This window comes from Saccharopolyspora sp. ID03-671 (assembly GCF_045278815.1).
Lineage (GTDB): Bacteria > Actinomycetota > Actinomycetes > Mycobacteriales > Pseudonocardiaceae > Saccharopolyspora > Saccharopolyspora ipomoeae.
This window is the reverse complement of the sequence record NZ_CP134054.1, coordinates 6,365,172-6,388,679: the sequence shown is the minus strand read 5'-3', so window position 1 is coordinate 6,388,679 and position 23,508 is coordinate 6,365,172. Positions and strand designations below refer to the sequence as shown.

Here is a 23,508-nt window from a genome sequence, read left to right as displayed (position 1 = left end):
TCAGCCGCCGAGGATGTCCTTGGCGCGCTCGCGCATCTCCACCTTGCGGACCTTGCCGGTGACCGTCATCGGGAAGTCGTCGACGACGTGGACGTAGCGCGGGATCTTGTAGTGCGCGAGCTTGCCCTTGCAGAACTCGCGCAGCGCCTCGGCGGTGAGCTCCTCGGCTCCCTCGCGCAGGCGCACCCAGGCCATGAGCTCCTCGCCGTAGCGGTCGTCGGGGACGCCGATGACCTGAGCGTCCAGCACGTCCGGGTGGGTGTAGAGGAACTCCTCGATCTCGCGCGGGTAGACGTTCTCGCCGCCCCGGATCACCATGTCCTTGATCCGGCCAGTGATCGAGACGTACCCGTCGGAGTCCATCACCGCCAGGTCGCCGGTGTGCATCCAGCGAGCCGCGTCGATGACCTCGTCGGTCTTCTCCGGCTGCTCCCAGTAGCCCAGCATCACCGAGTAGCCCCGGGTGCACAGCTCCCCCGGCTCGCCGCGCGGCACGGTCAGGCCGGTGCTCGGGTCGACGATCTTGACCTCCAGGTGCGGGCCCACCCGGCCCACCGTCGACACCCGGCGCTCCAGCGAGTCGTCGGCCCGGGTCTGCGTCGACACCGGCGAGGTCTCGGTCATGCCGTAGCAGATCGCGACCTCCGACATGCCCATCCGGTCGATGACCTGCTTCATCACCTCCACCGGGCACGGCGAGCCCGCCATGATGCCGGTGCGCAGCGACGACAGGTCGAACGAGTCGAACTCCGGGTGGTCCAGCTCGGCGATGAACATCGTCGGCACCCCGTACAGCGACGTGCACCGCTCGGCCGACACCGCCGCCAGCGCGGTGCCCGGGTCGAAGCCCTCCGACGGGATCACCATCGCCGAACCGTGCGAGGTGCAGGCGAGGTTGCCCATCACCATGCCGAAGCAGTGGTAGAACGGCGGCACGATCGCCACCCGGTCCACCTCGCTGTAGCCGCACAGCTCACCGACGAAGAAACCGTTGTTGAGGATGTTGTGGTGCGACAGCGTCGCGCCCTTCGGGAAACCCGTGGTGCCCGAGGTGTACTGGATGTTGATCGCGTCGTCGGCCGACAGGGTCGCGGCCACCTCGCGCAGCCGCTCGCGGTCGCCCGCGCGCCCGTTCTCCAGCAGCTGCGCCCACTCCGGGTCGTCGAAGAGCACGACCTGTTCCAGCCCAGCGCATTTCGGCCGCGCCTCGGCGATCATGCCCGCGTAGTCGGAGGTCTTGAACGAGCGCGCGGCCACCAGCATCCGGATCCCGGCCTGGTTGAGCACGTACTCCAGCTCGTGCAGCCGGTAGGCGGGGTTGATGTTGACCAGGATCGCGCCGATCCTCGCCGTCGCGTACTGGGTCAGCGTCCACTCGGCGCGGTTCGGCGCCCAGATGCCCACCCGGTCGCCCTTGGTGATGCCGGCGTCGAGCAGTCCGATCGCGACCGCGTCGACCTCGGCGTCGAACTCCCGGTAGGTCCATCGCCGGCCCGTGGCGTGCTCCACCAGCGCGTCGCGGTCCGGGACGCGCTCGGCGGTGCGGCGCAGGTTGTCGCCGATGGTGTCGCCCAGCAGCGGCGTGTCAGAGGTACCGGACGAATAGGAAATCTCGACCGCGGTCACGGCGTCCTCCCGGGCAGGTGGCGTGTGTTGGTGACCACACACCGTAGAGTCCCCGTCCCAGCGGCGTTACACCCGAATTGGGGTACCACTCGTCCGGGTCACGGCAGCAGCCACGCCGACCGGGCGCGCACCACGGCCTCGTGCCGCGTGTGGGCGCCGAGCCTGCGCATGGCGGTGCGCAGGTAGGCCTTCACCGTCTCGGGCGACAGCGACAACCGCTCCGCCACCTCGGCGTTGGTGCAGCCCAGCGCCACCTGGGCGAGCACGTCGATCTCGCGGCGCGACAGGCGGAACTCCGGTGGCGGCTCGGTCTCCCCCGAGCGCAGGTCGGCCAGCCGCTGCGCGACCTCGTACATCCGGCCGCGCAGCGCGGAGTCCTCCACGGTCCCCGCGATCGCGCACAGTTCGGAGTGGACGGAGCGCAGCTCCTCCAGCTTGGCGACGTCGGGGACCTCGGGGCGGCTCGTGGCCGCGATCGTCTCGGCCATCGACAACCTCCGGTCCACCTCGTCGCGCACCGCCAGCTCGGCGGCCAGCCGACGCCCGGCCAGCACCAGCGAGTCCCGCGCGCGGTCGCCGACGCCGACGCGCTGCCGGATCGCGCCGTAGAGCACGGCGCGGCACTTGCCGCGCACCCGCACCGGGACGGCCAGCACCGCCGAGAGCCGCTCGGCCTTGACCGGTCCGTCGTAGTCGTGGGTGATGTGGCGGGCGGCGCTGTAGTCGGCCACGCCGATCGGCTTGCCGAAGGCCAGGGCCTGCCCGCCGAGGCCCTTGCCCTCGCGGACCTCCAGGTTGTGCAGCCGCTGGGTCAGGGCCCCGAAGCACTCGGTGAGCCGGACGCCGCCGTCGGCGACCTCGCCGCCGAAGGCGACCGGGAACTCCAGTTCGGTTGACACCGAACGCAATTCGGCGCGCAGCGCGTCCCGATCGTCCGGGCGCAGGCGCGCACGGTTCTCGGTCCCCCGCGACACGGCGCCGTTGCCGTCTCCGCTGCCGGTCATAGTGTCCGTCCTCCATCGGCTGATCGGCGCGTTCCGGTCCGCCTGCTCCGTCCCACGCCGAAGACACCTGCCACTCCGACGTGGCATCGAGTTGCAACACTATACCGGCCATTTGGTGGCTGAACCGATTCTCCGCGTGCACGAATCGCGCCAATACCCCCGTCCGGGGGCGGCTGTTCGAGTGGACTTGTCCCACGCTGCGTGATCGGGGTTCGGATGTGGTGCCCGCTGACCACCGGAGATCGGTTCCCACGCGCCGCTGCGCCCTCACCACCCCAACTCGGGGGTATGTGAACTGGAATTCACTCCTGCACCATTGCTCGCCAACCGACACACACGGCGAAACCACCACGTCCGAACTGACCGCTTCGTCGAAAGGTTGAGCCCCCATGCGATCTCCTCGCACGGACACCACGGCTCCGGATCCCGGCGCCACCGCTCCCACCAGACGCCGCTTCCTGGGTTACCTGCTGGCGGCACCGACGCTCGTCGCGGCGGCCGAACTCGGCGGCGCATCGGTGTTCGGACCGTCCGCGCACGCCGCCGAGACCGGGGCGGGCTTACCCCCGACACCGCAGGTCGCCGATCACGTCGACCTCACCGACGGCCTCGTCTACGCGGCCAGACCCACCGCCAACCTGATCGCGGTCCAGCTCAACGAGGACGGCTCGGCGTCGTTCGCGCTGCACCGCACCGAGGTCGGCCAGGGGCTGACCACGGCGATCGCGATGCTCATCGCCGAAGAGCTCGAACTGCCGCTGGAGAAGGTGCACATCACCCTCGCCGACGCGCGGCCGGAGCTGGTGTTCAACCAGCTCACCGGCGGTTCGGCGTCGATCAGTGCGCTGTACTGGCCGGTGCGCACCGCCGCGGCCGTGGCCAAGGGCAGGCTGCTGGAGGCCGCCTCCCACGTGCTCGGTGAGCAGACCGACCTGCTCACCGCCAAGCTCGGCACGATCACCTCTGCCGCGGGCAACGCCATCCCCTACGGCGACCTGGTGCGCAAGGCCGCCAGCGACAGGACCCGCGAGGTCGAGGCGACGCTCAAACCGGAGTCCGAGTTCACGATCGTCGGCAAGCCCACGCGCCGCATCGACGCGCTGGAAGCCGTCACCGGGCGCAAGAAGTTCACCACCGACCTCCAGGTCCCGGACGCGCTGCCGACGATGGTGTGCCGTCCGCCGACGATCAACGGCACCGTGCGCGGGGTCAACAACCTCGACCAGGTTCGGCAGATGCCCGGCGTCACCGACGTCGTGGAGATCACCAGCGGTGTCGCGGTGCGCGCCAAGACCTTCGGGCAGTGCATCGACGCGGTCAACGCGCTCGACGTGGCGTGGGGCCCCGGCCCCGTCGACGACGAGTCGGACGCGACCGTCGAGGAGAAGCTCAAGGCCGCCACTCCCCCGGCGGTGATCCCGCCGACGCCGGCGACCAAGACGCTGGAGCGCCAGTACACCTTCAGCTTCGTCAACGGCAGCGCGCTCGGCGTGAACTCCGCGATCGCCGACGTCCGGTCCGACCGGGCCGAGATCTGGTCGACGGTGAAGATCCCGATCGTCGCCCAGTCCGCCATCGCCTCGGAGCTGGGACTCGCGCAGCAGCAGGTCACCGTGCACGTGGTGCCCGGCGGCGGGTCGTTCGGCCGGTGCCTGTTCCACGACGCGGCCTCCGAGGCCGCCGAGGTGTCGAAGAAGATCGGCAAGCCGGTGAAGCTGATGTGGCACCGCGCCGACGACTGCAGGCAGGGCCGCGTGCACCCGATGTCGGTGGGCACGATCCGCGCGTCGTTCACCGACGACGTGATCAGCCTGGAGCAGCACCTGGCCAACGTGCGCACCGACTTCAGCCACGGCTTCGGCGAAGCGCTGACCTCCACGGCGACGCGGCTGCCGCTGGCCGGTTACTCGGTCTCGGAGGTCATCTTCACGCTGACCACGCCGTCGCTGTACAACTTCGGCGTCACCAAGACGCTGCTGACCGAGACCCACCAGTCGCCGTCGAACAACCAGAAGCGCGGCGGGTTCAACACGGGCAGCACGCGCAACGTGTACTCGCCTGACGTCGCCACCACGCGGGAGCTGTTCGTCGACGAGCTCGCCGAGACGATGGGCATGGACCCGTACAGCTTCCGGCGCAAGTACGTCAAGAACGAGAACCTGCTCAAGGTCCTCGACAAGGCCGCCGAGGTGGGCGGATGGGGTCAGCCGACGCCGGACGGCGTCGGGCACGGCATCGCGCTGCACCACGAGTACAAGAACACGATGGCCTGCTTCGTGGAGATCGACTGCCGGCCGGAGACCGTCAACCGCCCGGTCCGCAACGGCGTGACCGGTCCGCGCGTGACGCGCGGCGTGCTGGTGACGCTGCCCGGGCACATCGTCGTCAACCCGCTGGGCCTGGAGGCGATGATGCAGGGCGGGTTCATCGACGGCTTCGCCCAGGCGCTCACGGCCAGCGTGCACCTCGACAAGGGCGCGATCGCCGAGGCCAGCTGGGACAACTTCTTCTACTGCAGGCAGTGGAACCTGCCGTTCGAGTTCACCCCGGTCATCCTGCCCGCCGAGGAGAGCGAAATGCCCTCCGGCGGTGGGGAGATGGGCGTCGCGCCGGCCTTCGCGGCCACCGCGTGCGCCTACCGCGCGGCGACCGGGACGACCCCGACGCACTTCCCGATCAACCACAAGGACCCGCTCGCGTTCGAGCCCTACCCGCACGTGCCACCGCTGCCGCCGTCACCGACCAACGGCCTGGACTACACCTACTGAGGAGACGACGCATGCCTGAGCACACCTTCAAGCTGAACGGGAAGCAGATCACCGTCGAGGCCGAGGACGACGTCCGTCTGCTGTGGGTCATCCGCGACCTGCTGGGCGTGACGGGGCCGAAGTACGGGTGCGGGATCAACGTCTGCAAGGCCTGCACGTGCCACATCAACGGCAAGGCGTTCAACCCCTGCTCGGTGCAGGTCAAGGACGTCGGACCGTCCGACGAGATCACCACGATCGAGGGCCTGCCGGACACCGTCGGCCAGGAGCTGCACCCGATGCAGGAGGCCTGGCTGGACCACGACGTCGTCCAGTGCGGCTACTGCCAACCGGGCCAGATCATGGCCGCCGTCGCCAAGGTCAAGCAGGCCCGCGCCGAAGGCCACGAGATCACCGACGCCGACATCGAGGAAATCCGCAACGTCTGCCGCTGCGGCACCTACTTCAGAATCCGAGAAGCCATCAAGGACGGCTCCACCCGCATGTGACCCACCCACCGTCGAGAACCCCTGCGTTCATCGTGCGAACGCAGGGGTTCTCGCGACCTATGACCCCAAGTGCAGTTGCGAGAGACCGACAGTTTTCATGAAAACTGTCCCTCACCCCACCCACTCGAGGACGACCCCACCCACGTGACTCCCCTTCGGTGAAGAGGACAGTTTTCATGAAAACTGTCACCCCTCAACGAGACCCGTCCACCAACCGTCACGGCGCATGCAGCGGTTTTCGACGTCCACCCACCTCGAAGTGCCGGTGTGAGGGTGGGGGAAGTTTTCATGAAGACTTCCCATCTGACGAGGGCCACCGTCCCCGTGGGTCTCGTTCTGTGGGGAGGACAGTTTTCATGAAAACTGTCCTCACTCTTGGGAGACGGTCACCGATCGTAGTCGCGAATGCAGGGGTTTTCGTCGCGTCGAATGTTGGGGGTTTGACGGGTGGGGTTTTGACGGGGTGGGGTTAGGCCGCTTCGGGTTTGGGGTCTTCGAGGCGGTGGGTTCCGGTGTAGATGTTCATGGAGTCGCCTCGGAGGAAGCCCGTGAGGGTGAGACCCGCGTCCGCCGCGAGCTCCACCGCCAGGGAGGAGGGGGCTGAGACCGCCGCCAGGGCCGGGATGCCCGCCATGATGGCCTTCTGGACGAGTTCGAAGGAGGCCCGGCCGCTGACCACGAGGATCGTCTCGCGGAGCGGGAGGCGGTCCGCGCGGACGGCGTCGCCGATGACCTTGTCGACCGCGTTGTGGCGGCCGACGTCCTCGCGGACTCCGAGGAGCTCACCGTCGTGGGTGAACAGTCCGGCGGCGTGCAGGCCGCCGGTGCTGTCGAAGACCTTCTGCGCCTCGCGCAGCTTGTCGGGCAGCTCGGCGAGCACGTCGGCGTCGAGCCGCAGCGGGTCGTCGGCGACCTGCCACGTCGAGGTGGTGCGCACCGCGTCCAGGCTCGCCTTCCCGCACAGCCCGCACGAGGACGTCGTGTAGAAGTTGCGCTCCAGCGACGCGTCCGGGGCCGCCACGCCGGCGGCTAGCAGCACATCGACGACGTTGTAGGTGTTGCTCCCGTCCTCGGCCGTGCCCAGGCAGTACCGGATGCCGGCGATGTCGGACCCGCTCCGCACCACGCCCTCGCTGACCAGGAACCCGGCGGCCAGGTCGAAGTCGTGGCCCGGGGTGCGCATGGTGATCGTCAGCGGTCGCCCGCCGACGCGGATCTCCATCGGCTCCTCGGCCGCTAGGGTGTCCGGCCGCTGCGACCGCTTGTCGCCGCGGATCCGCAGCACCGGGCGCCGCACCGTCACTCGTCCCATCGTGACCACCTCTCCAGGGTCAGGACTGCTGGGCCACCGGCTCCAGCCGGACGATGACGCCCTTCGACGTCGGGGTGTTGCTGACGTCGGCGACGCTGTCCAGCGGGACCAGCACGTTGGTCTCCGGGTAGTAGGCGGCCGCCGAGCCGCGCGCGGCCGGGTACGACACGACGGTGAAGCTCGGCGCGCGCCGCTCGACCCCGTCGTGCCAGACGCTGACCAGGTCCACCTCGGCGCGGTCGGTGAGCCCCAGCGCCTCGATGTCGTCGGGGTTGACCAGCACGACGCGGCGGGCGTTGTGGATGCCTCGGTAGCGGTCGTCCATCGCGTACGGGATGGTGTTCCACTGGTCGTGCGAGCGCAGCGACTGCAGCACCAGGTAGCCCTCGGGGGCGTCGATCCACTCGAACTCGTTGGTGCTGAACTCGGCCTTGCCGCTGGCGGTGCGGAACTCGCCGCGGTTGACCGGGTTGGGCAGCCGGAACCCGGCCGGGTCGGCCACCCGCTGGTTGAAGTCCTCGAAATCGGGCACCACGCGCGAGATCCGGTCGCGGATCGCGTCGTAGTGCTCCTCGAAGGACTCCCACGGGATCTCCGGCGAGTCGCCGAGCACGCGCCGAGCCAGCCGCGACAGGATCGACACCTCGCTGAGCAGCGACTCCGAGGCCGGTTCCAGCCGCCCGAAGGAGGCGTGCACCATGCTCATCGAGTCCTCGACGGTGACGAACTGCTCGATGCCGTTCTGCACGTCGCGGTCGCTGCGGCCCAGAGTGGGCAGGATCAGCGCGGTTTCACCGCAGACGGTGTGAGACCGGTTGAGCTTGGTGGAGATGTGCGCGGTCAACCGGCACTGGCGCAGCGCCTTCTCGGTGACCTCGCTGTCCGGCGTGGCCCGCACGAAGTTGCCCGCCACGCCGAGGAAGAACCGGGCGCGGCCGTCGAGCATGGCGCGGATCGAGTCGACCGAGTCGAGGCCGTGCTCGCTCGGCGGGGTGAAGCCGAACTCGGCCTCGATCGAGTCGAGGAAGGACTGCGGAACCCGCTCCCAGATGCCCATCGTGCGGTCGCCCTGCACGTTGCTGTGACCGCGCACCGGGCACGCGCCCGCGCCGGGCTTGCCGAGGTTGCCGCGCAGCATCAGGAAGTTGACGATCTCGCGGATCGTGGCCACGCCGTGCTTCTGCTGGGTCAGCCCCATCGCCCAGCAGGCGATGACGCTGTTGCTGGCCAGAACCCGGTCGCGCACCTGCTCGATCTCGGCGCGGGTCAGGCCGGTCGCCGCGTGCACCTGGTCCCAGGACAGCTCGCGGGCGCGGCGGGCGAACTCCTCGAAACCGGTGGTGTGGGTGCGGATGTAGTCGTGGTCCAGGACGGTGCCGGGGTTGGCGTCCTCGGCTTCGAGCAGCAGCAGGTTCAACGCCTTGAACAGCGCCAGGTCACCGCCGGGGCGGATCTGCAGGAACTGGTCGGCGATCTCGGTGCCCCGGCCCAGCACGCCGCGGACCTTCTGCGGGTTCTTGAACCGCAGCAGCCCGGCCTCGGGCAGCGGGTTGACCGCGACGATCTCGCCACCGTTGCGCTTCGTGCGCTCCAGGGCGGTGAGCATCCGCGGGTGGTTGGTGCCCGGGTTCTGGCCGATCACGAAGATCAGGTCGGAGTTGTGGATGTCGTCGAGGCTGACGGTGCCCTTGCCGACACCGAGGGTCTGCTGCATGGCCGAGCCGCTGGACTCGTGGCACATGTTGGAGCAGTCCGGCAGGTTGTTGGTGCCGTAGGCGCGGGCGAACAGCTGGAGCAGGAACGCGGCCTCGTTGCTGAGCCGGCCGGAGGTGTAGAACAGCGCCTCGTTCGGGGAGTCGAGGCCGCGCAGTTCCTCGGCGATCAGGTCGAGCGCCGCGTCCCAGCTGATCGGCTCGTAGAAGTCCGAGTCCGAGCGCTTGATCATCGGCTCGGTGAGGCGGCCCTGCTGGTTGAGCCAGTAGTCGGACTTGTCGTCCAGTTCGGACACCGAGTACTGCTGGAAGAACTCGCGGGTGATGCGCTTGGACGTCGCCTCGTCGTTGACGTGCTTGGCGCCGTTCTCGCAGTACTCGTTCATCGGGCGGTGGTTCGGGTCGGGGTCCGGCCACGCGCAACCGGGGCAGTCGATTCCCTTGCCCTGGTTGAGGTTCAGCAGCGTCAGCGCGGTGCGCTTCGGGGAGGTCTGGCTCAGCGAGTATTGAATCGCGTGAGCGACAGCGGGGGCGCCGGTGGCCCACTTCTTGGGCCGGGTGACCTTCAGGTCGTCGCTCGGGTCTTGCATCCCACTCATGCTGTCGCCGTTCCCCTGTTCACCTCAGCGCACCGGTGCGCTGAACGAAATCGTTGCGAACGTCAGCTTTGGCTCCGTTCCGGGTGAAGTCAAAGAACCGTCGCCTATGGGTTGATAAACAGCGGTTCACAACCCGCACCGGCACCGCCTTGATCGATCAAACCCGCTGGTCACGACCCCATGTTCCGTTCAGAAAACTCCCCGAACCGGGCTCGACTGTGCCCAGGATCACGCCGAATCGCGACACGCCTTTTGTTCCGCTGAAAATGGCAACCGCGATAGTCCGGAGTTATCGGTTCTTCGGTGAATTCGATTTGACTTCCGGCCCCTGCGGTTCAATCATGCCGGTCATGGCGAGCACGTCCGCCGGCAACGCGGCTCCGGTCGTGGAACCGCACTCCTCCGTCCTGAGCTGGGATCGAGCACGAGCCACCGCCCGGGACGCCGGCGAGGCCCTGCCGGCCGAGACCCGGCCGCTCGACGGTGCCCTCTCCCAGACGGCCCTCTCCCACGCGCTGGCCGCGCCGCTGATCGCGCGGACCGACCTGCCCTCGTTCGACACCTCGGCGATGGACGGCTGGGCCGTCTCCGGCCCCGGACCGTGGCGGCTGACCGGCGGCGAGGTCCTCGCGGGCGACACCCCCTCGCCGCTGGCCGCCGGGGAAGCCGTCGGCATCGCCACCGGCGCTCCGCTGCCTCCCGGTGCGACGTCGGTGCTGCGCCACGAGCACGGCCGCGTCGACGGCGAGCGGCTGGCGGACCTGGTGGGCGGCCGGAGCGACGGGCAGGACGTGCGCCCGCGCGGGCGGGAGTGCTCCCAGGGCGAGGTGCTGCTCCCGGCCGGGACAACGGTCACCCCGGCGGTGCTGGGGATGGCGGCGGCCGCCGGGTACGACCGGCTGGAGGTGCACCGGCGCCCGAGCGCGGAGCTGCTGGTGCTGGGCGACGAGCTGCTGTCGTCGGGGCCGCCCCGCGATGGGCGGGTTCGGGATGCGTTGAGCCCGATGCTGGTGCCGTGGTTGCAGGGCTGCGCCGACGTCGTCGGGTGCCGGCGGCTGCCCGACGAGCTCGACGCGCTGCGCGAGGCGATCTCCGCTTCCACGGCCGATGTGGTGATCACGACGGGGAGCACCGCGGCCGGGCCCGTGGACCACCTGCACACCGCGCTCGCGGAGCTGGGGGCGCGGTTGCTCGTCGACTCCGTGGCCGTGCGGCCCGGGCACCCCATGCTGCTGGCCGAGCTCCCGTCCGGGGGCCGGTTGGTCGGGTTGCCGGGGAACCCGCTGGCGGCGGTGGCCGGGGTGGTGACGCTGGCGATGCCGCTGCTCGACCGGCTCGGGGGTCGCGCCGAGGCCGAGAACCGGACTGCCCGAGCCGGAGATCTGCTGCCTCACCCCGGAAGCACCCGGTTGGTTCCGGTGCTGGTCCGGGACGGGGTGGCTCAGCCGCTGCCGTTCGGGGGGCCTGCGATGTTGCGGGGGCTCGCGCTGGCGGACGGGCTTGCGGCGCTTCCTCCTTCGGAGGGTCCGCTGCCCGAGGGGGGCGTTGAGGTGCTGCCGCTGCCCTGGTCTCGGGGTTGAGGGTCTTCGCGCGGTGGTTTCTTCGTGCTCGAATGCTTCGGCGTGTGGCCAGTTCTAGCCATAATTGTCGTGCCGGGGCACTGACAATTATGGCTAGAACTGGCTGCGTCACCCCATGATGCTCAGGACGAGTTCGTAGGTGGCCCAGAGGCCGACGGCGCCGATGGCTACGAGGATCGCCGTCTCCCACCACTTGTTGGCGTGGCCTTCGAGCATGAGGGAGCGCTTCGAGGTCATGACGATCAGGCCGACGATGATCATCGGGACCGTGAGGACGTTGACCGAGTTGCCGAGCAGGGTGATGATCACCATCCCCGGCATGCCGGGCAGCGAGAACACGATCGGCACCGTCATGATCACCGTGAGGATGATCCAGAACAACCGGTCGTAGGAGAACGCGTCCTTGTCCTCCACACCGGTCAGGTCGCGCTGGGCCCGCAGCCGGGCCAGCCGCTCGGGACGGGACTTGTGCAGCGATTCCACGAACATCCGCACGAACACCCGCGGCTGGGTGACGATGTTGTTGAACACCGTGAAGAAGATCGCCAGCCACATGATCGGCGGACCGGCCGGGCCGATGGCCTTCTCCATCATGCTCGCCAGCCCGTCAGCGGAGGACACGCTCTCGCCCGTGCCGTGCAGGGTTTCGGCCGCCACGACCCACACCGCCAGCACGAGGCCGAACATCACGAGGCTGCCGAAGCGCAGGTCCAGCCGCTGCAGCTTGAGGAAACCCGGTCCGCGCCAACCCTTCTCGTGCATCAGGTACGGGTAGAGCAGGTTGGCGGCCGAACCGCCCACGGCACCGATGAGCCCGACCGCGGTGCTCGCCGCGGTGATGTAGCCCAGGTCCCCCGGCGGCATCTCGAACAGCAGACCGCCGAACAGCTTGCCCACGTCGAGACCGGTGCCGAACAGCGCCAGCAGGAAGCACAGCACCAGCACGGCCATCGTGATCTGGGCGACGATCTCCAGGCCCCGGAAGTGCCCCTCGCGGCGCGACGCCAGCGCGTAGGCCACGACGGTCGTGAACACCGCCCACAGCGGGATGCCCCAGCTGCCCAGCGGCAGCACCGGCCGGGCCAGCGCGTCGAGCGCCGTGGCCGCCGCCAGCGTCAGGAACGAGACGTAGACGAAGCCGAGCACGCAGGTGGTGGCCCCGATGAACATCGGGAAGCCCTTCCACACCCGGCCGTACCCGTCGAGGATCGTCTCGTCGCCGACGGCGTTGCACAGCTGGTACTTCGACATCGACGACACGATGAAGTACCGGGAGAAGGTGGCGATCAGCAGCGTCCAGACCAGCGCGTAGCCGAAGGTGGAGCCGGAGACCGAGGCGCTGATGAAGTCGCCCGTCCCCAGCCAGGACATCACCACGACGATGCCGGGTCCCATGTTCCGCAGGAATCCCGCCCAGGTGTCGGGTGGACGCGGCGCCGCGGTGGTCGCCTTGAGTTCACTAGCCATGATTGCTCCGTTGCACTGGCAGGACGTCAGCCGCCGATCCACTCCGCGGACACGCGAACGTGCTTGATGGCGCGGCGGAAGTGGGTGAAGGCGACGTGCACGTCACCGTCGGCGGTCTGGGTGATGGAGGGGTAGGACAGCTCTCGGTTGAGGCCGTCGCGGGAGTTGTTGGTCAGGCAGTAGCCGTCGCCGACCTCGACGTCGCGGCGCACCGGCCAGCTGCGGCCGCCGTCGGCCGACAGCGCCACCGTCAGCGGGGCGCGCGGGGCGCCCCAGAAGGCGGTTCCCGGCGGTTGTTCCTGCACCGCAGCGGGTTCGGCGAGCGAGTCGCCGTCGATCTCGTCGTAGAGGGAGGCGCGGCGCTCGGTGGCGTCGGCGGCGCTGCTGTGGTTGTAGGCCAGCGCGAGCCTGCCGTCGCGCAGCGCGGTGACCTGGATCGAGGAGTTGTTGTTGGGCAGCTCGGTCGGCTCGGGTTCGCTCCAGGTGATCCCGTCGGCGGAGCGGCTGGCGTGGATCGCGTCGGCCTGGCGCCTGCGGAACAGCGCGAGCAGCCCGCCACCGGCCAGCGGAACCACGTTCATGTGCACGCAGCCGGTGCTGCCGGGGACCTCGTGGTGGGACCAGGTGGCGCCCCGGTCGTCGGAGACGAGCACCGCGCTGGTGTCGTCGTCCCCGCGCCAGCGGCCGGTTTCCGGCTTCACGCAGTGGAACACCGGCAGCAGCCACCGGCCGTCGTCGAGCACGACGACGGGCTGGCGGACGAACACGCCGCCGGTGTCGGACGCGGGCACCAGCGTGCGCGGTGCGCTCCAGGTGCGGCCCTCGTCGTGCGAGACGATCAGCCGCACCTCGGCGGTGTCCTGGTTCCCGGAGCGCTGCGCGGTGTAGAGCAACCACAGCTCGCCGTCGGGCGTGGGGAACAGCACCGGGTTCTGCTCGGAGCGCTCGGCGTCGGCCGAGACCTGCACGGGTTCGCTCCAGCGGCCTTCGGCGTCGAGGCGGGCGAACCAGATGTTGATGTCCGACAGGCCTTCCTGCGTCCCGGCGAACCAGGCGCAGGCGAGCTCGCCGCTGGGCAGCGGCATGAGGTTCGCGGCGTGCGACTGCGCGGTCCCGGAGCTGAGGTGGGTCTCGCTGCGCTGCGGTTCGACCTCGCGCAGTACGCCGTCGGTGATCATGTCCGTCACGGCTTCACCGCCGCCAGGTGCTCGCCGGCCACGCGCTCCAGGTGCGTCAGGTCGCTGGCGACGCTGGCGAAGGTGTAGCCCTGCTCCAGCCTGCGCGCGGCGGTGGCGCCGTCGGACGTGTGGATGCCCGCGGCGATCCCGGCTTCGGCGGCGGCCCGCTGGACGTCGGCCACGGCCTGCTCGAACTCCTCGGCCACGGCCGGGTCGCCCGGGTACGCGCCGCCGACGGCCAGGCACAGGTCCGACGGGCCGACGTAGACGCCGTCGATGCCCTCGGTCGCGCAGATCTCCCGGACGTTGGCCAGGCCCTCCGGGGTCTCGATCATCGCCAGCAGCACCACGGACTCGTCGGCCTCGGCCGGGCGCGGGCCGATCCGCAGGCCGGAGCGCATCGGGCCGTAGGAGCGGCGGCCGCGAGGCGGGTAGCGAGTGGCCTCGACGGCGGCGCGGGCGTCCTCGGCGGTGTCGACCAGCGGCACGATGATGCCGCTGGAGCCCGCGTCGAGCGCGTGGCCGATGGCGGCAGGGTCGTTGGCCTCGACCCTGGTCAGGCCGACCGAGGCGCCTCCGGCGTCGATGGCCATCATGGCGTTGAGCAGCCCCGAGTAGCCGAGCAGGCCGTGCTGGGCGTCGACCGCGACGTAGTCGTAGCCGAGGCGCGCGATGCGCTCGGTGCCGATCGGGTTGTCGAGCACGATCCAGTAGCCGACGACCCTCTCGCGGGCGCGCAGCTTGCGCGCGAATTCCGCAGCGGACACGGTTCTTCCCCTCTTCCTCAGGTGAGATCAGCGGTTGTAGGCGGGCATCGGGCCGCGCAGGAACGCGCCGACCTCGTCGCAGGCGTCCACGACGTCGGCAGGCAGCGCCCCGGCGCCCAGGGCCGCGATGTTGGCTTCGAGCTGCTCGACCTTCGAGCCGCCGAGCAGCAGCGCGGAGGTCACCGGCTTGCTCAGGACCCAGCGCAGCGCCAGGTCGACCAGCGGGATCCCGGCGTCGTCGGCGATCGAGGCGAGGCGGGCGATGGCGTCGAAGAGCCGCTCGTCCCAGTAGCGCTCGCGGTACATCCCGGCGAGCCGGGAGTCGGCGAAGCGCCCGGAGGACGGGTCGCGCTCGAAGCTGTGCCTGCCGGTGAGCAGCCCGCCCGCCAGCGGGTTGTAGACGACCGTGAGCAGCCCGGTGACCTGGGCGAACTCGACGTACTCCTCCTCGACGCGCCGGGCCAGCAGGTTGTAGAGCTGCTGGGCGACGACCGGGCGCGGGGCGCCGACCTCGTCGGCGACGTGGCGGAGCTCGGCGATCTGCCAGGCGGCGAAGTTGGAGACGCCCCAGGCGCCGATCTTGCCCTCGGCGACCAGGTCGGCGAGCGTGGCGAGGGTGTCGGCGAGCGGCGTCGCGCGGTCGGGCTGGTGCAGGTAGAACAGGTCGACGCGCTCGACGCCGAGCCGCGAGAGGCTGCCGTCGAGGCCGGCGCGCAGGCCCTTCGGGGACAGCGGCGCGTGCTCGCCCGCGTCCGGGTGCGGCATGCCCGCCTTGGTGGCCAGCGAGACGCGGTCGCGGCGGGCGGGCAGCAGTTCGCCGAGGATGCGCTCGGTGTCACCGCCCGCGTAGCCGTTGGCGGTGTCGACCGCGTTGATGCCCGCGTCGAGCGCGGTGTCGAGCATCCTCGCGGCGGTCGCGGCGTCCGCGGTGTCGCCGAACGTCATCGTCCCGAGCACGAGGGACGACAGGGGCACCTCGACGCCGGGCACCTCCAAACGCGGAACGGTCATGCGGGAACTCCCTCGGGGGAACGGCGGTGGCCACCCGGCCTCGTTGTGGAGCTCACGATGGCAGGGTTGCGCGTTTCGCGCAATAGTCATAGCGCGAAACGCGCAAACCAGCTAGCGTGGAGACACCCCGCCACAGCGGCCGGAGGGCGCGGCCCGCCGCTGCCACCATCCACGACGAGGAGCTGAACGTGCTGACAGAAGGGCTGCTCGCGCTGGCGGACGACCTGTCCGGAGCGGTGGAGACCGCCGCGTGCCTGCGCCCTCTCGGCCGCTCCACGACCGTCGAGCTGAGCGGACCGAATTCCGCGCCACTTGCGCACAACGCGCAGGGCGTGGTCGTGGCGGACCTCGACAACCGCGCTCTCCCGGCCGCCGAGGCGAGCCAACTCGCCCGGGAGGCGCTGCGCGAGCAGGGCGGGCGACCGGTGTTCATCAAGATCGACTCGCAGCTGCGCGGCCCCGTGGCGGCGGTGCTGGGCGCGGCGGCGGACCGGCCGCTGGTCGTCGCACCGGCCCTGCCCGCGCTGGGCCGGACCGTGGCAGGTGGGGTCGCGCACGTGCGCGGAGTGCCGCTGCACCTCTCGGACGGCTGGCGGGTCGAAGGCACCGCGCCGCCGCGCAGCGTCGCCGAAGCGCTGAGCCCGCTCCCCTGCCGCGGCATCGCGCTGGAGACCGTCCGCTCGGACGCGCTGGCCGGTGCGATCGCGGAATGCCTCGCCGCGGGCCGGGTTCCGATCTGCGACGGCGAGACCGACGCCGACATGGACGCCGTGGTCGCCGCGACACCGGACGGCGCCCGGCTCGCCGGGTCCGGTGGTCTGGCCGCCGCGCTCGGCCGCACCGCCCCGGCCCCGGTGGCCGAAAATCCGCACCCGGCAACGGGAAACCCGCTGCTGATGGTCGTCGGCACGGGCTCGCCCACCGCCGCCGAGCAGCTGCGCCTCGCCGAGCTGCGCGGAACGCGCGTCCTCGACCACACCGGCGAGATCGTCCCCCGCGCGCTGGCCGCTCTGGAGCACGGCCCGGTCGCGCTGCGCATCGACCCGTCCGAACCGATCGCACCGGAGCGCTCCCGGGAGCGGGCGCGCGGCCTGGCCGCCACCGCCGCGCGCATCGTCGAAGGCTGCCCGAGCCCGGTGGACCTGGTGCTCACCGGCGGGGAGACCGCGCGGCTGGTGCTCGACGCGCTGGGCGTGCGCTCGCTGAGCCCGGTCGGTCAGGTCCACCACGGCGCGGTCGTCTGCCGCACGCCGGAGGGCACCTCGGTGGTGACCCGGCCCGGCAGCTTCGGCGAGGCCGACAGCCTCGCCCGCATCGTCGAACACCTCAGTCCCGCAGGAATCGAAAGGTTGCCCCAATGAACAGTGCCTCCCCCACCCCGGTGATCGCCGTGACGATGGGCGACGGCGCCGGAGTCGGCCCCGAGGTCACCGTCGGTGCGCTCCTCGACGCCGACACCGCGGCCCGCTGCCGCCCCGTCGTCATCGGCGACGTGGCCCGGCTGCGCCAGGCCGCGGAGATCCTCGGTGCCGAGGCCGAGATCGTCGCGGTCGACTCGATCGACGACGCGGTCTTCACCCCGGGCCGGATCAACGTCGTCGACCTCGGTCTGCTGCCCGACGACCTGGCCTGGGGCGAGGTGTCGCCGGTGGCCGGGGACGCCGCCTTCCACTACATCCGGGTTGCCAGCGAGCTGGCGACCAGCGGTGCCGCCCAGGCCATCTGCACCGCGCCGCTGAACAAGGAGGCGCTGCACGCGGCCGGGCACATCTTCCCCGGTCACACCGAACTCCTCGCGCACCTGACCGGCACCGAGGAGGTGTCGATGATGCTCGCGGCGCCGACGATGAAGGTCATCCACGTGACCACCCACGTCGGGCTCCTCGACGCCGTCGCCAAGATCGAACCCGGTCTGGTGGAGCGCACCGTGCGCCGGGGCGACCGGACGCTGCGCGACTCCGGGGTGGAATCCCCGCGCATCGGCGTCTGCGGGATCAACCCGCACGCGGGCGAGAACGGGCTGTTCGGCTACGGCGAGGAGGACTCCAAGATCGTCCCCGCGCTGGAGAAGCTGCGCGCCGACGGCATCGACGCGCAGGGCCCGCTGCCGGCCGACACCGCGTTCTTCCTGGCCACGCGCGGCGAGTACGACCTGATCGTCGCGATGTACCACGACCAGGGCCACGGCCCGGTGAAGGTGCTGGGCATCGAGACCGGTGTGAACATCACCGTCGGGCTGCCGGTCATCCGCACCTCGGTCGACCACGGCACGGCCTTCGACATCGCGGGCACGGGCAAGGCCAGCTCCGACAGCATGGTCGAGGCCCTGCGGCAGGCCGCGAACCTCTGCGCGTGAGGGGCAACGGGATGGCGCGCGGGGCGCGGGAACGACGGGACGCGATCCTCGACCTGGCCGAGGGTTCCGGGCTGACCAGCGTCGAGGAGCTGTCGCGGGCGTTCGGGGTGACGGCCTCGACGATCCGGCGGGACCTGGCCCAGCTGCAGGCGGCGGGCCGCCTCGCCCGCACCTACGGCGGGGCGATCCCGGTGCAGCACGAGGCCTCGCTGGGCCAGCGCAACGGCGAGGCCACCGACGCCAAGCGCACCATCGCCCGCTGGGCGGCCGAGCAGGTGCGCCCCGGTGAGACGGTGCTGCTCGACTCGGGCAGCACCACCACCGCCCTGGCCCGCGAGCTGGCGCACCGCAGCGACCTGACGATCGTCACCACCTCGATCACGGTGCTGCACGAGCTGGCCCACTCGGACCTGCGCATCGAGTGCCTGGGCGGTGCCCTGCGGCCGCTGAGCCAGGGCTTCGTGGGGCCGCTGACCGAGGCCGCCCTGGAACGGCGGACTTTCGACCGCGCGTTCCTGGGCGCCGACGGCGTCACCGCCGAGCACGGGATCTGCGAGGCGGACCTGGAGCAGACCCGCCTCAAGGAGCTCATGGCGCGGCGGGCCGATCGCGTCTACGTGCTGGTGCACGCCGACAAGCTCGGCCGTCGCCCGTTCCGCGCCCAGGCCCCGCTCAGCCCCGACTGGACCCTGGTCACCGACGCCGCGGCGGACCCGGCCACCACGGCCCACTTCCACGCCCGAGGTCTCGACCTCGTCGTGGCGGGCGATACCACTTCAATGCCAAAGCCTCGACTCTGAACACCCTTCGGGGGTCAGTCATCGGCCTCTTCAGCGTTCACGCCTACATCACTTCTTGTCCACCCACGCGGAAGTTTCGGCAATCCGATAAGGACATCCAGACCAAGATGCTCCTTGAGCAAGGATTTGAGTCCGCGCCCGTCGATCAATTCCATCCTTCCCGTCCGCTCGGCAAAATCACGACTGTCTTTCCCAAACCAACTCGTGGTAACCAGAATTCCTTTAGTCGCATGCTTATCGTGCATCGTGCCACTCAGCGCGTACACCGACTCGGCATTCACACAGTCCTTATACCTCTTCGCCTGAATCACACACAGGCCACTAAGGACCGGATCATCGTTGTAGGCAACCGCGTCGACACCACCGTCGCGGGTTTCCTGAAGACTCATTGAAGTCATCCCAATTTTCTCAAACAAAGCCCGCACCAAGTGCTCAAATTCGACCGGCTTCAAGGAGAGGAGGTCCATGCGGCTATCCATTCCTGCAACGACATCCATGCCCGCGACAGTTTTATACCTAGAAAGGTCAAACTTGACGACAGGGCGGACAGGTTCAAGGTCGTAAGGATGCGGCGAAACGATCGCATTAAGGCGCTTAAGGCAAGCCTGGGAATCGAATCCGTCAGAGTCCAAAAGGAGTTCGTCGTACAGGTCGCGCGTAACCTGAACACTCAAGAGGCACGGGCGAATAGTCTGTCCAGTGGCGGGGTCGATAGCCGATACAAAACCATTCAGGACGATATCGGAAACGAGGGAGACTGGCGACGCACTGAAGGATTCGGACAACACACGCACAGCCGACTGCGCAAGGACACGCGCATATGTTTCTTGCACGTCAGCTTTCTTGCGGGGAACCGCCTGGATTTCACCTCGATTCTTAACGAATTTGTACGAGGCGCTATCTGGAACGACGCTTTGAGCGGGAAGTTCGTGATTGATGATCAGCTCGCGAGATTCGGGTCGGTACTGAACTTCACTCTGACACTTCGGAAATCCATCAGGGTAGACACTCTCCCCAAGAATCCGCGCTATTTCACGCTCAATACCCGGAGCGCCCTCCGCATTAAACTTCTCCGATACCTTCGTCGCAGTGCGCCCACCCAACCCAGTACTACGCTCGGACAGCAAGCAGTCAAGCCTGGAAACATAGTCGTCAACCTCTTTGGAGAGCGCAGCAGCTTCATCCATCCCCTTCTCTTGCTTTCTCCGCACCTCCTCTCGTTTCCGCGCTGCTTCGCTCCTCTTCCTTGCTCGCTCTTCAGCTTCAGCACGCCTTGCCCGAGCATCCTCTTCGCGCTTAGCCGCAGCTGCCGCCCTTTGCCGCTCCCTCTCCTGCCTCTCTCGGCGGTCAATCTCAGCTTTTCTCGCTTTTTCTTCCTCACGCCGCCGCTGCGCTTCCGCGCGCTGCGCCTGCTGGGCCTCGCGCTGCCGTTGCCTTTCCTCCTGCTCAGCCCGACGAGCTTCAGCAGCCTTGAAACGCTCCCAGTCACGCTGCATCTTCTGCATCTCTTGCGCAGAAAGCCGCTGCTTCCGCTCGCGCTCACGCACCCGACGCTGGTGCTCCTGGAAAAGTGCGCTTAGCAAGGATTTCCGCCGTGCCACGTCCCCTCCATACGCAGTGGCCACTCAGAGTTACGCGCAGGCTACAGGAACCTCCTGACAACCTGTTGGCTCCGCATGCAATCTGAGTAGACGGACTCATTGTCAAGAGCCGACCAGGTATCGAACTACATACTCCTGGATCAAACCTCCGGCGCAGATTCGACCAAATTAGGCAATTTCGCACCCAAACCAGCCCACTTCCACGCCCGAGGTCTCGACCTCGTCGTGGCGTCGTAGGTCGGCTGAGCGCCGTCAGGTGATCGCCCTCGGCTGAGCCTCGTGCGGCAGTGGACGGTTTTAGCCATAATCACCCATGATCAATGTCCTTTTTGTCTGGACAATTGTGGCTAAAACTGTCCTCATGCCCGGGGGCCCAGCCTGACCGGCAGGGTTCGCGGGGCGTGGACGTGGACGCTGCGGCGGTAGGTGAGCTCGCCCGGATCGGCCTCGATCGAGAGGTGCGGGTGGCGGGTGAACAGGGTGGACAGGGCGATCTCGCCTTCGAGGCGGACCAGGGCCGCGCCGAGGCAGCGGTGGATGCCGTGGCCGAAGGCGACGTGGCCGCTGACCTCGCGGTCGGGGTCGAGGGCGTCGGGGTTCGGGTAGCGCTGCGGATCGCGGTTGGCGGCGCCGGTCGACAGCGTCACCGACTCGCCGCGGGCGATCCGCACACCGCCGATCTCCAGGTCCTCGGTGGCGAAGCGCAGCGACGCGTTCAGCGCCGGCGACAGCCAGCGCAGCAGCTCCTCGACCAGCGACGGCACCTTCTCCGGTTCGGACAGCCGGGCGCGGGCCGCGTCGTCGTCGACCAGGGCGCGCACGGCGTTGGTGATGAACACCGCGGTGGTCTCGTGCCCGGCCATGAGCAGCAGCATCGCCATCGCGACGATCTCCAGGTCGGAGAGCCGGTCGCCCTCGTCGGAGGCGGAGATCAGCGCCGACAGCAGCGCGTCGTCGGGGGCGGCGCGCTTGGCCGCTACCAGGCCCTCCAGGTAGGTCGCCATCTGCGCCGAGGCGCGGGCCAGCTCCTCGTCCGGGCACTCGTCGATGAGCACTGTGGACAGCCGGGCGAACTCCGCCTGGTCGATCTCGGGCACGCCGAGCAGTTCGCTGATCACCACCATCGGCAGCACGATCGCGAACCGCGCCACCAGGTCCACGGTCTCGTCCTCCGGCAGCTCCGCCAGCAGCTCCTCGGCGAGCTCCGCCACGCGCGGGCGCAGGGTGGCGATGCGGCGGGCGGTGAACGCCTGGGTCACCAGGGCGCGCAGCCGGGTGTGCTCCGGCGGGTCGAGGGAGGTCAGCATGTGCGACATCGGCGCGGGCAGGCCGGGCGGGGCCGCCTCGCGCTCCTCCGGCGGCAGGCTGGCGCGCCAGTCCTTGGCCAGCCGCTCGTCGGTGAGCCCGGCCTTGACGTCGTCGTAGCGGGTGACCAGCCAGGTCCGGCCGCCTTCGAAGTCGACCTCCTGGACGGGGCAGGTCGCGCGCGCCTCGGCGAACGCGGCGTGCGGGTCCTGCCAGTAGGCCTCGGTGAACGAGTCCTGGTGCGTCGCGCCGGTCATGCGTGTTCTCCGTTCGTGAGGCGCTGCGAGTTGCGGTAGCGGCCGAGGGCGCGCAGCGCCATGCCCTGGGCGAGAGCGGGATTGCTGTAGCGGCTGACGTGGCGGACGTACTCGTTGACGCTCTCCGACGGCCACCCGCCACCCGATTCGCGCTGGCCCAGAAGCCAGTCGACGCCCGCGCGCACCGACTCCGGGTCGGCACCGGCGGCGAGCAGGCCGGAGATGGCCCAGCCGGTCTCCTCGACGGTGGCGGGCGCGCCGTGGCCGTCGCCCCACGAGCCGTCGCCGAGGCGGGCCCGCTCCAGCCACCGCTGCGCGCGGCGCGCGGTGTCGCCGCCGGCCTGACCGGCGCGGGCGAAGGTCTCCAGCACGGCGGCGGTGGCCATCGTGTGGTGCCGGTACCAGACCGACTCGAACGCGCCGTCCGGCAGCTGAGCCGTCGACAACCAGCGCAGCGCGCGGCGAATCCTGCTGTCGGAGGCGGGGATTCCCGCGTCGAGCAGCGCGTCGACGGCCTGCACGGTCGTCATCGGGCAGGGACCGCTGTTGGTGACCTTGGTGTTGCGCACGCACAGCCCCCACGATCCGCGCGAGTCCTGCATGCGGGTCAGCCAGTCGACCCCGGCAGTCACCGCGTCCGCCTGCTGGTCGCCGGGCAGGCGGGAGAGCACCGACAGGATCTCGCCGGTCTCCAGCGTCGAGGGCCAGCCCGCGGTGCCCGCCCAACCCCAGTAGCCGGGCGGGCAGCCGAAGGCCAGGAACGAGCGGTGCTGCTGCAACCGCACGAACAGGTCCACCGAGGCGGTCAGCCGGGGGTCGTCGGCGTAGCCGGCTTCGGCGAGGCCGCGCGCGGCGTACATCGTCCACGCGGCGTCGAGCGGGCCGGTCTGCCACCAGCCGTCGGGGTCCATCGTCTTGCGGAACCACTGCACGGCGGCCTCGACGAGGTCGGGCGCGAGCCCCGCGCGGGCGAGTCCGGTGCAGACCAGGCCGGTCACCCAGGCGTTCTCGCACCAGGCGCCGGTGGAGCCCTCGTGCTCGTGGACCTGGCGGATCGCCTTGAGCGCGCCCGGTTCGCCGAGCTTGGCCAGCAGCTTCTGCACGGGGTTGAGCGGCTTGTGCCGGGCCTGGGCGAGGCCGAGCGCGAAGGCCATCGGGATGCGCAGGTCGAAGACCTTGCGGTGCAGGCCCGGCAGCATCCCCAGCTCCAGCGGGAACCGGCGCATCTCGTCGGCGGAGAGCCAGCCGACGAAGCCGTAGTACTGGCGGCACCAGGACACGACCTCCGGGTGCGGGATCGCGTCGAGACCGCCGAAGTCGTCCATCCAGCGCTGCCCGGCGCGCACCGCCTCGGCGCTGCCGTCGGGGTCGACGAGGTGCAGCACCGCCGAGCTCACCGCCGTGGGACCGGCTTCGCTGTCCAGCCCGGGGACCATCGCCCAGCCGCCGTCGGGGTTCTGGGTGCGCCGCAGCCAGCCCACCCCGGCCTCGATCAGGTCGGCGCTGCCCCGCGGGTCGGCGTGGTGCAGCGCAGACAGGGCCCCGACGGTGCCGAGGGTGGAGGTCAGGTTGTCCGCGCTGTAGTCGAACACGCCGTCGGCGCGCTGGGCCGCGAACAGGGATTCGGCGCCCTCGCCGATCGCCCGGTCGAGCTCGTCGGGGACGGTCGTCATGCGG

The 23,508-nt window shown here is 69.8% G+C and carries 17 protein-coding genes; 6 read left to right on the top strand and 11 right to left on the bottom strand.

Annotated features, from left to right (window positions below; translation table 11 throughout):
- Complete coding sequence (locus REH65_RS29690) at positions 1-1,626, bottom strand: AMP-binding protein (protein WP_406690055.1); 1,626 nt, start codon at positions 1,624-1,626, stop codon at positions 1-3.
- A 98-nt stretch (positions 1,627-1,724) separates the two neighbouring features.
- Positions 1,725-2,630: a LuxR C-terminal-related transcriptional regulator gene (locus REH65_RS29685; RefSeq protein ID WP_406690054.1), complete on the bottom strand. Its 906-nt coding sequence runs from the start codon at positions 2,628-2,630 to the stop codon at positions 1,725-1,727.
- 389 nt (positions 2,631-3,019) lie between these two features.
- Here REH65_RS29685 and REH65_RS29680 point away from each other — a divergent pair, with 389 nt between their 5' ends.
- Together REH65_RS29680 and REH65_RS29675 are read left to right on the top strand one after the other, a co-directional pair.
- Positions 3,020-5,398, top strand: a complete 2,379-nt coding sequence (locus REH65_RS29680) for a molybdopterin cofactor-binding domain-containing protein (protein ID WP_406690053.1) — start codon at positions 3,020-3,022, stop codon at positions 5,396-5,398.
- A gap of 11 nt (positions 5,399-5,409) precedes the next feature.
- Entirely contained in the window at positions 5,410-5,886 is a 477-nt protein-coding gene (locus tag REH65_RS29675; RefSeq protein WP_281456705.1) for a (2Fe-2S)-binding protein, read from the top strand.
- 469 nt (positions 5,887-6,355) lie between these two features.
- Here the strand turns inward: REH65_RS29675 and fdhD are convergent, their stop codons facing one another.
- Positions 6,356-7,198, bottom strand: a complete 843-nt coding sequence (gene fdhD, locus REH65_RS29670) for a formate dehydrogenase accessory sulfurtransferase FdhD (protein WP_406690052.1) — start codon at positions 7,196-7,198, stop codon at positions 6,356-6,358.
- Positions 7,199-7,217: 19 nt separating this feature from the next.
- Positions 7,218-9,509 (bottom strand): FdhF/YdeP family oxidoreductase, encoded by a 2,292-nt coding sequence (locus REH65_RS29665; protein WP_406690051.1) that lies wholly within the window; start codon positions 9,507-9,509, stop codon positions 7,218-7,220.
- Positions 9,510-9,859: 350 nt separating this feature from the next.
- On the opposite strand from REH65_RS29665, the gene REH65_RS29660 reads away from it, so the two are divergent.
- Positions 9,860-11,089, top strand: a complete 1,230-nt coding sequence (locus tag REH65_RS29660; RefSeq protein ID WP_406690050.1) for a molybdopterin molybdotransferase MoeA — start codon at positions 9,860-9,862, stop codon at positions 11,087-11,089.
- Positions 11,090-11,197: 108 nt separating this feature from the next.
- Here the strand turns inward: REH65_RS29660 and REH65_RS29655 are convergent, their stop codons facing one another.
- The 4 genes from REH65_RS29655 to REH65_RS29640 are packed head-to-tail and all read right to left on the bottom strand — an operon-like array spanning position 11,198 to position 15,512.
- Complete coding sequence (locus REH65_RS29655) at positions 11,198-12,556, bottom strand: Nramp family divalent metal transporter (protein WP_406690049.1); 1,359 nt, start codon at positions 12,554-12,556, stop codon at positions 11,198-11,200.
- A 26-nt stretch (positions 12,557-12,582) separates the two neighbouring features.
- Positions 12,583-13,734 carry an exo-alpha-sialidase gene (locus REH65_RS29650; RefSeq protein WP_406693268.1) on the bottom strand — a complete coding sequence of 384 codons (1,152 nt, stop codon included), beginning with the start codon at positions 13,732-13,734 and terminating at the stop codon, positions 12,583-12,585.
- 5 nt (positions 13,735-13,739) lie between these two features.
- Positions 13,740-14,501, bottom strand: a complete 762-nt coding sequence (locus REH65_RS29645) for an HpcH/HpaI aldolase family protein (RefSeq protein ID WP_406690048.1) — start codon at positions 14,499-14,501, stop codon at positions 13,740-13,742.
- Positions 14,502-14,528: 27 nt separating this feature from the next.
- Positions 14,529-15,512: an aldo/keto reductase gene (locus REH65_RS29640; protein ID WP_406690047.1), complete on the bottom strand. Its 984-nt coding sequence runs from the start codon at positions 15,510-15,512 to the stop codon at positions 14,529-14,531.
- Between the two features lie 188 nt (positions 15,513-15,700).
- On the opposite strand from REH65_RS29640, the gene REH65_RS29635 reads away from it, so the two are divergent.
- From REH65_RS29635 to REH65_RS29625, 3 genes are read left to right on the top strand one after another with little or no spacing between them, the layout of a single operon-like run.
- Entirely contained in the window at positions 15,701-16,873 is a 1,173-nt protein-coding gene (locus REH65_RS29635) for a four-carbon acid sugar kinase family protein (RefSeq protein ID WP_406690046.1), read from the top strand.
- Positions 16,870-17,868 (top strand): 4-hydroxythreonine-4-phosphate dehydrogenase PdxA, encoded by a 999-nt coding sequence (gene pdxA, locus REH65_RS29630; RefSeq protein ID WP_406690045.1) that lies wholly within the window; start codon positions 16,870-16,872, stop codon positions 17,866-17,868. Before REH65_RS29635 ends, pdxA begins: the two co-directional genes overlap by 4 nt.
- Positions 17,865-18,668 carry a DeoR/GlpR family DNA-binding transcription regulator gene (locus REH65_RS29625; protein ID WP_406690044.1) on the top strand — a complete coding sequence of 268 codons (804 nt, stop codon included), beginning with the start codon at positions 17,865-17,867 and terminating at the stop codon, positions 18,666-18,668. The genes pdxA and REH65_RS29625 overlap by 4 nt, the downstream gene beginning before the upstream one ends.
- Positions 18,669-18,682: 14 nt before the next feature.
- Here REH65_RS29625 and REH65_RS29620 read toward each other — a convergent pair whose 3' ends face one another.
- From REH65_RS29620 to REH65_RS29610, 3 genes are all read right to left on the bottom strand, one after another.
- A complete protein-coding gene (locus tag REH65_RS29620) occupies positions 18,683-20,215 on the bottom strand; it encodes a restriction endonuclease (RefSeq protein WP_406690043.1) in 1,533 nt (510 codons plus the stop codon).
- Between the two features lie 413 nt (positions 20,216-20,628).
- Positions 20,629-21,831: a cytochrome P450 gene (locus REH65_RS29615; protein ID WP_406690042.1), complete on the bottom strand. Its 1,203-nt coding sequence runs from the start codon at positions 21,829-21,831 to the stop codon at positions 20,629-20,631.
- Positions 21,828-23,504: a prenyltransferase/squalene oxidase repeat-containing protein gene (locus tag REH65_RS29610; RefSeq protein WP_406690041.1), complete on the bottom strand. Its 1,677-nt coding sequence runs from the start codon at positions 23,502-23,504 to the stop codon at positions 21,828-21,830. Before REH65_RS29610 ends, REH65_RS29615 begins: the two co-directional genes overlap by 4 nt.
- Positions 23,505-23,508: the final 4 nt, after the last annotated feature.

Coding starts and splice junctions, on each gene's coding strand:
- REH65_RS29685 (WP_406690054.1), bottom strand. CDS start 2,630: ATGACCGGCAGCGGAGACGGCAACGGCGCCGTGTCGCGGGGGACCGAG.
- REH65_RS29680 (WP_406690053.1), top strand. CDS start 3,020: ATGCGATCTCCTCGCACGGACACCACGGCTCCGGATCCCGGCGCCACC.
- REH65_RS29675 (WP_281456705.1), top strand. CDS start 5,410: ATGCCTGAGCACACCTTCAAGCTGAACGGGAAGCAGATCACCGTCGAG.
- fdhD (WP_406690052.1), bottom strand. CDS start 7,198: ATGGGACGAGTGACGGTGCGGCGCCCGGTGCTGCGGATCCGCGGCGAC.
- REH65_RS29665 (WP_406690051.1), bottom strand. CDS start 9,509: ATGAGTGGGATGCAAGACCCGAGCGACGACCTGAAGGTCACCCGGCCC.
- REH65_RS29660 (WP_406690050.1), top strand. CDS start 9,860: ATGGCGAGCACGTCCGCCGGCAACGCGGCTCCGGTCGTGGAACCGCAC.
- REH65_RS29655 (WP_406690049.1), bottom strand. CDS start 12,556: ATGGCTAGTGAACTCAAGGCGACCACCGCGGCGCCGCGTCCACCCGAC.
- REH65_RS29650 (WP_406693268.1), bottom strand. CDS start 13,734: ATGATCACCGACGGCGTACTGCGCGAGGTCGAACCGCAGCGCAGCGAG.
- REH65_RS29640 (WP_406690047.1), bottom strand. CDS start 15,512: ATGACCGTTCCGCGTTTGGAGGTGCCCGGCGTCGAGGTGCCCCTGTCG.
- pdxA (WP_406690045.1), top strand. CDS start 16,870: ATGAACAGTGCCTCCCCCACCCCGGTGATCGCCGTGACGATGGGCGAC.
- REH65_RS29615 (WP_406690042.1), bottom strand. CDS start 21,831: ATGACCGGCGCGACGCACCAGGACTCGTTCACCGAGGCCTACTGGCAG.
- REH65_RS29610 (WP_406690041.1), bottom strand. CDS start 23,504: ATGACGACCGTCCCCGACGAGCTCGACCGGGCGATCGGCGAGGGCGCC.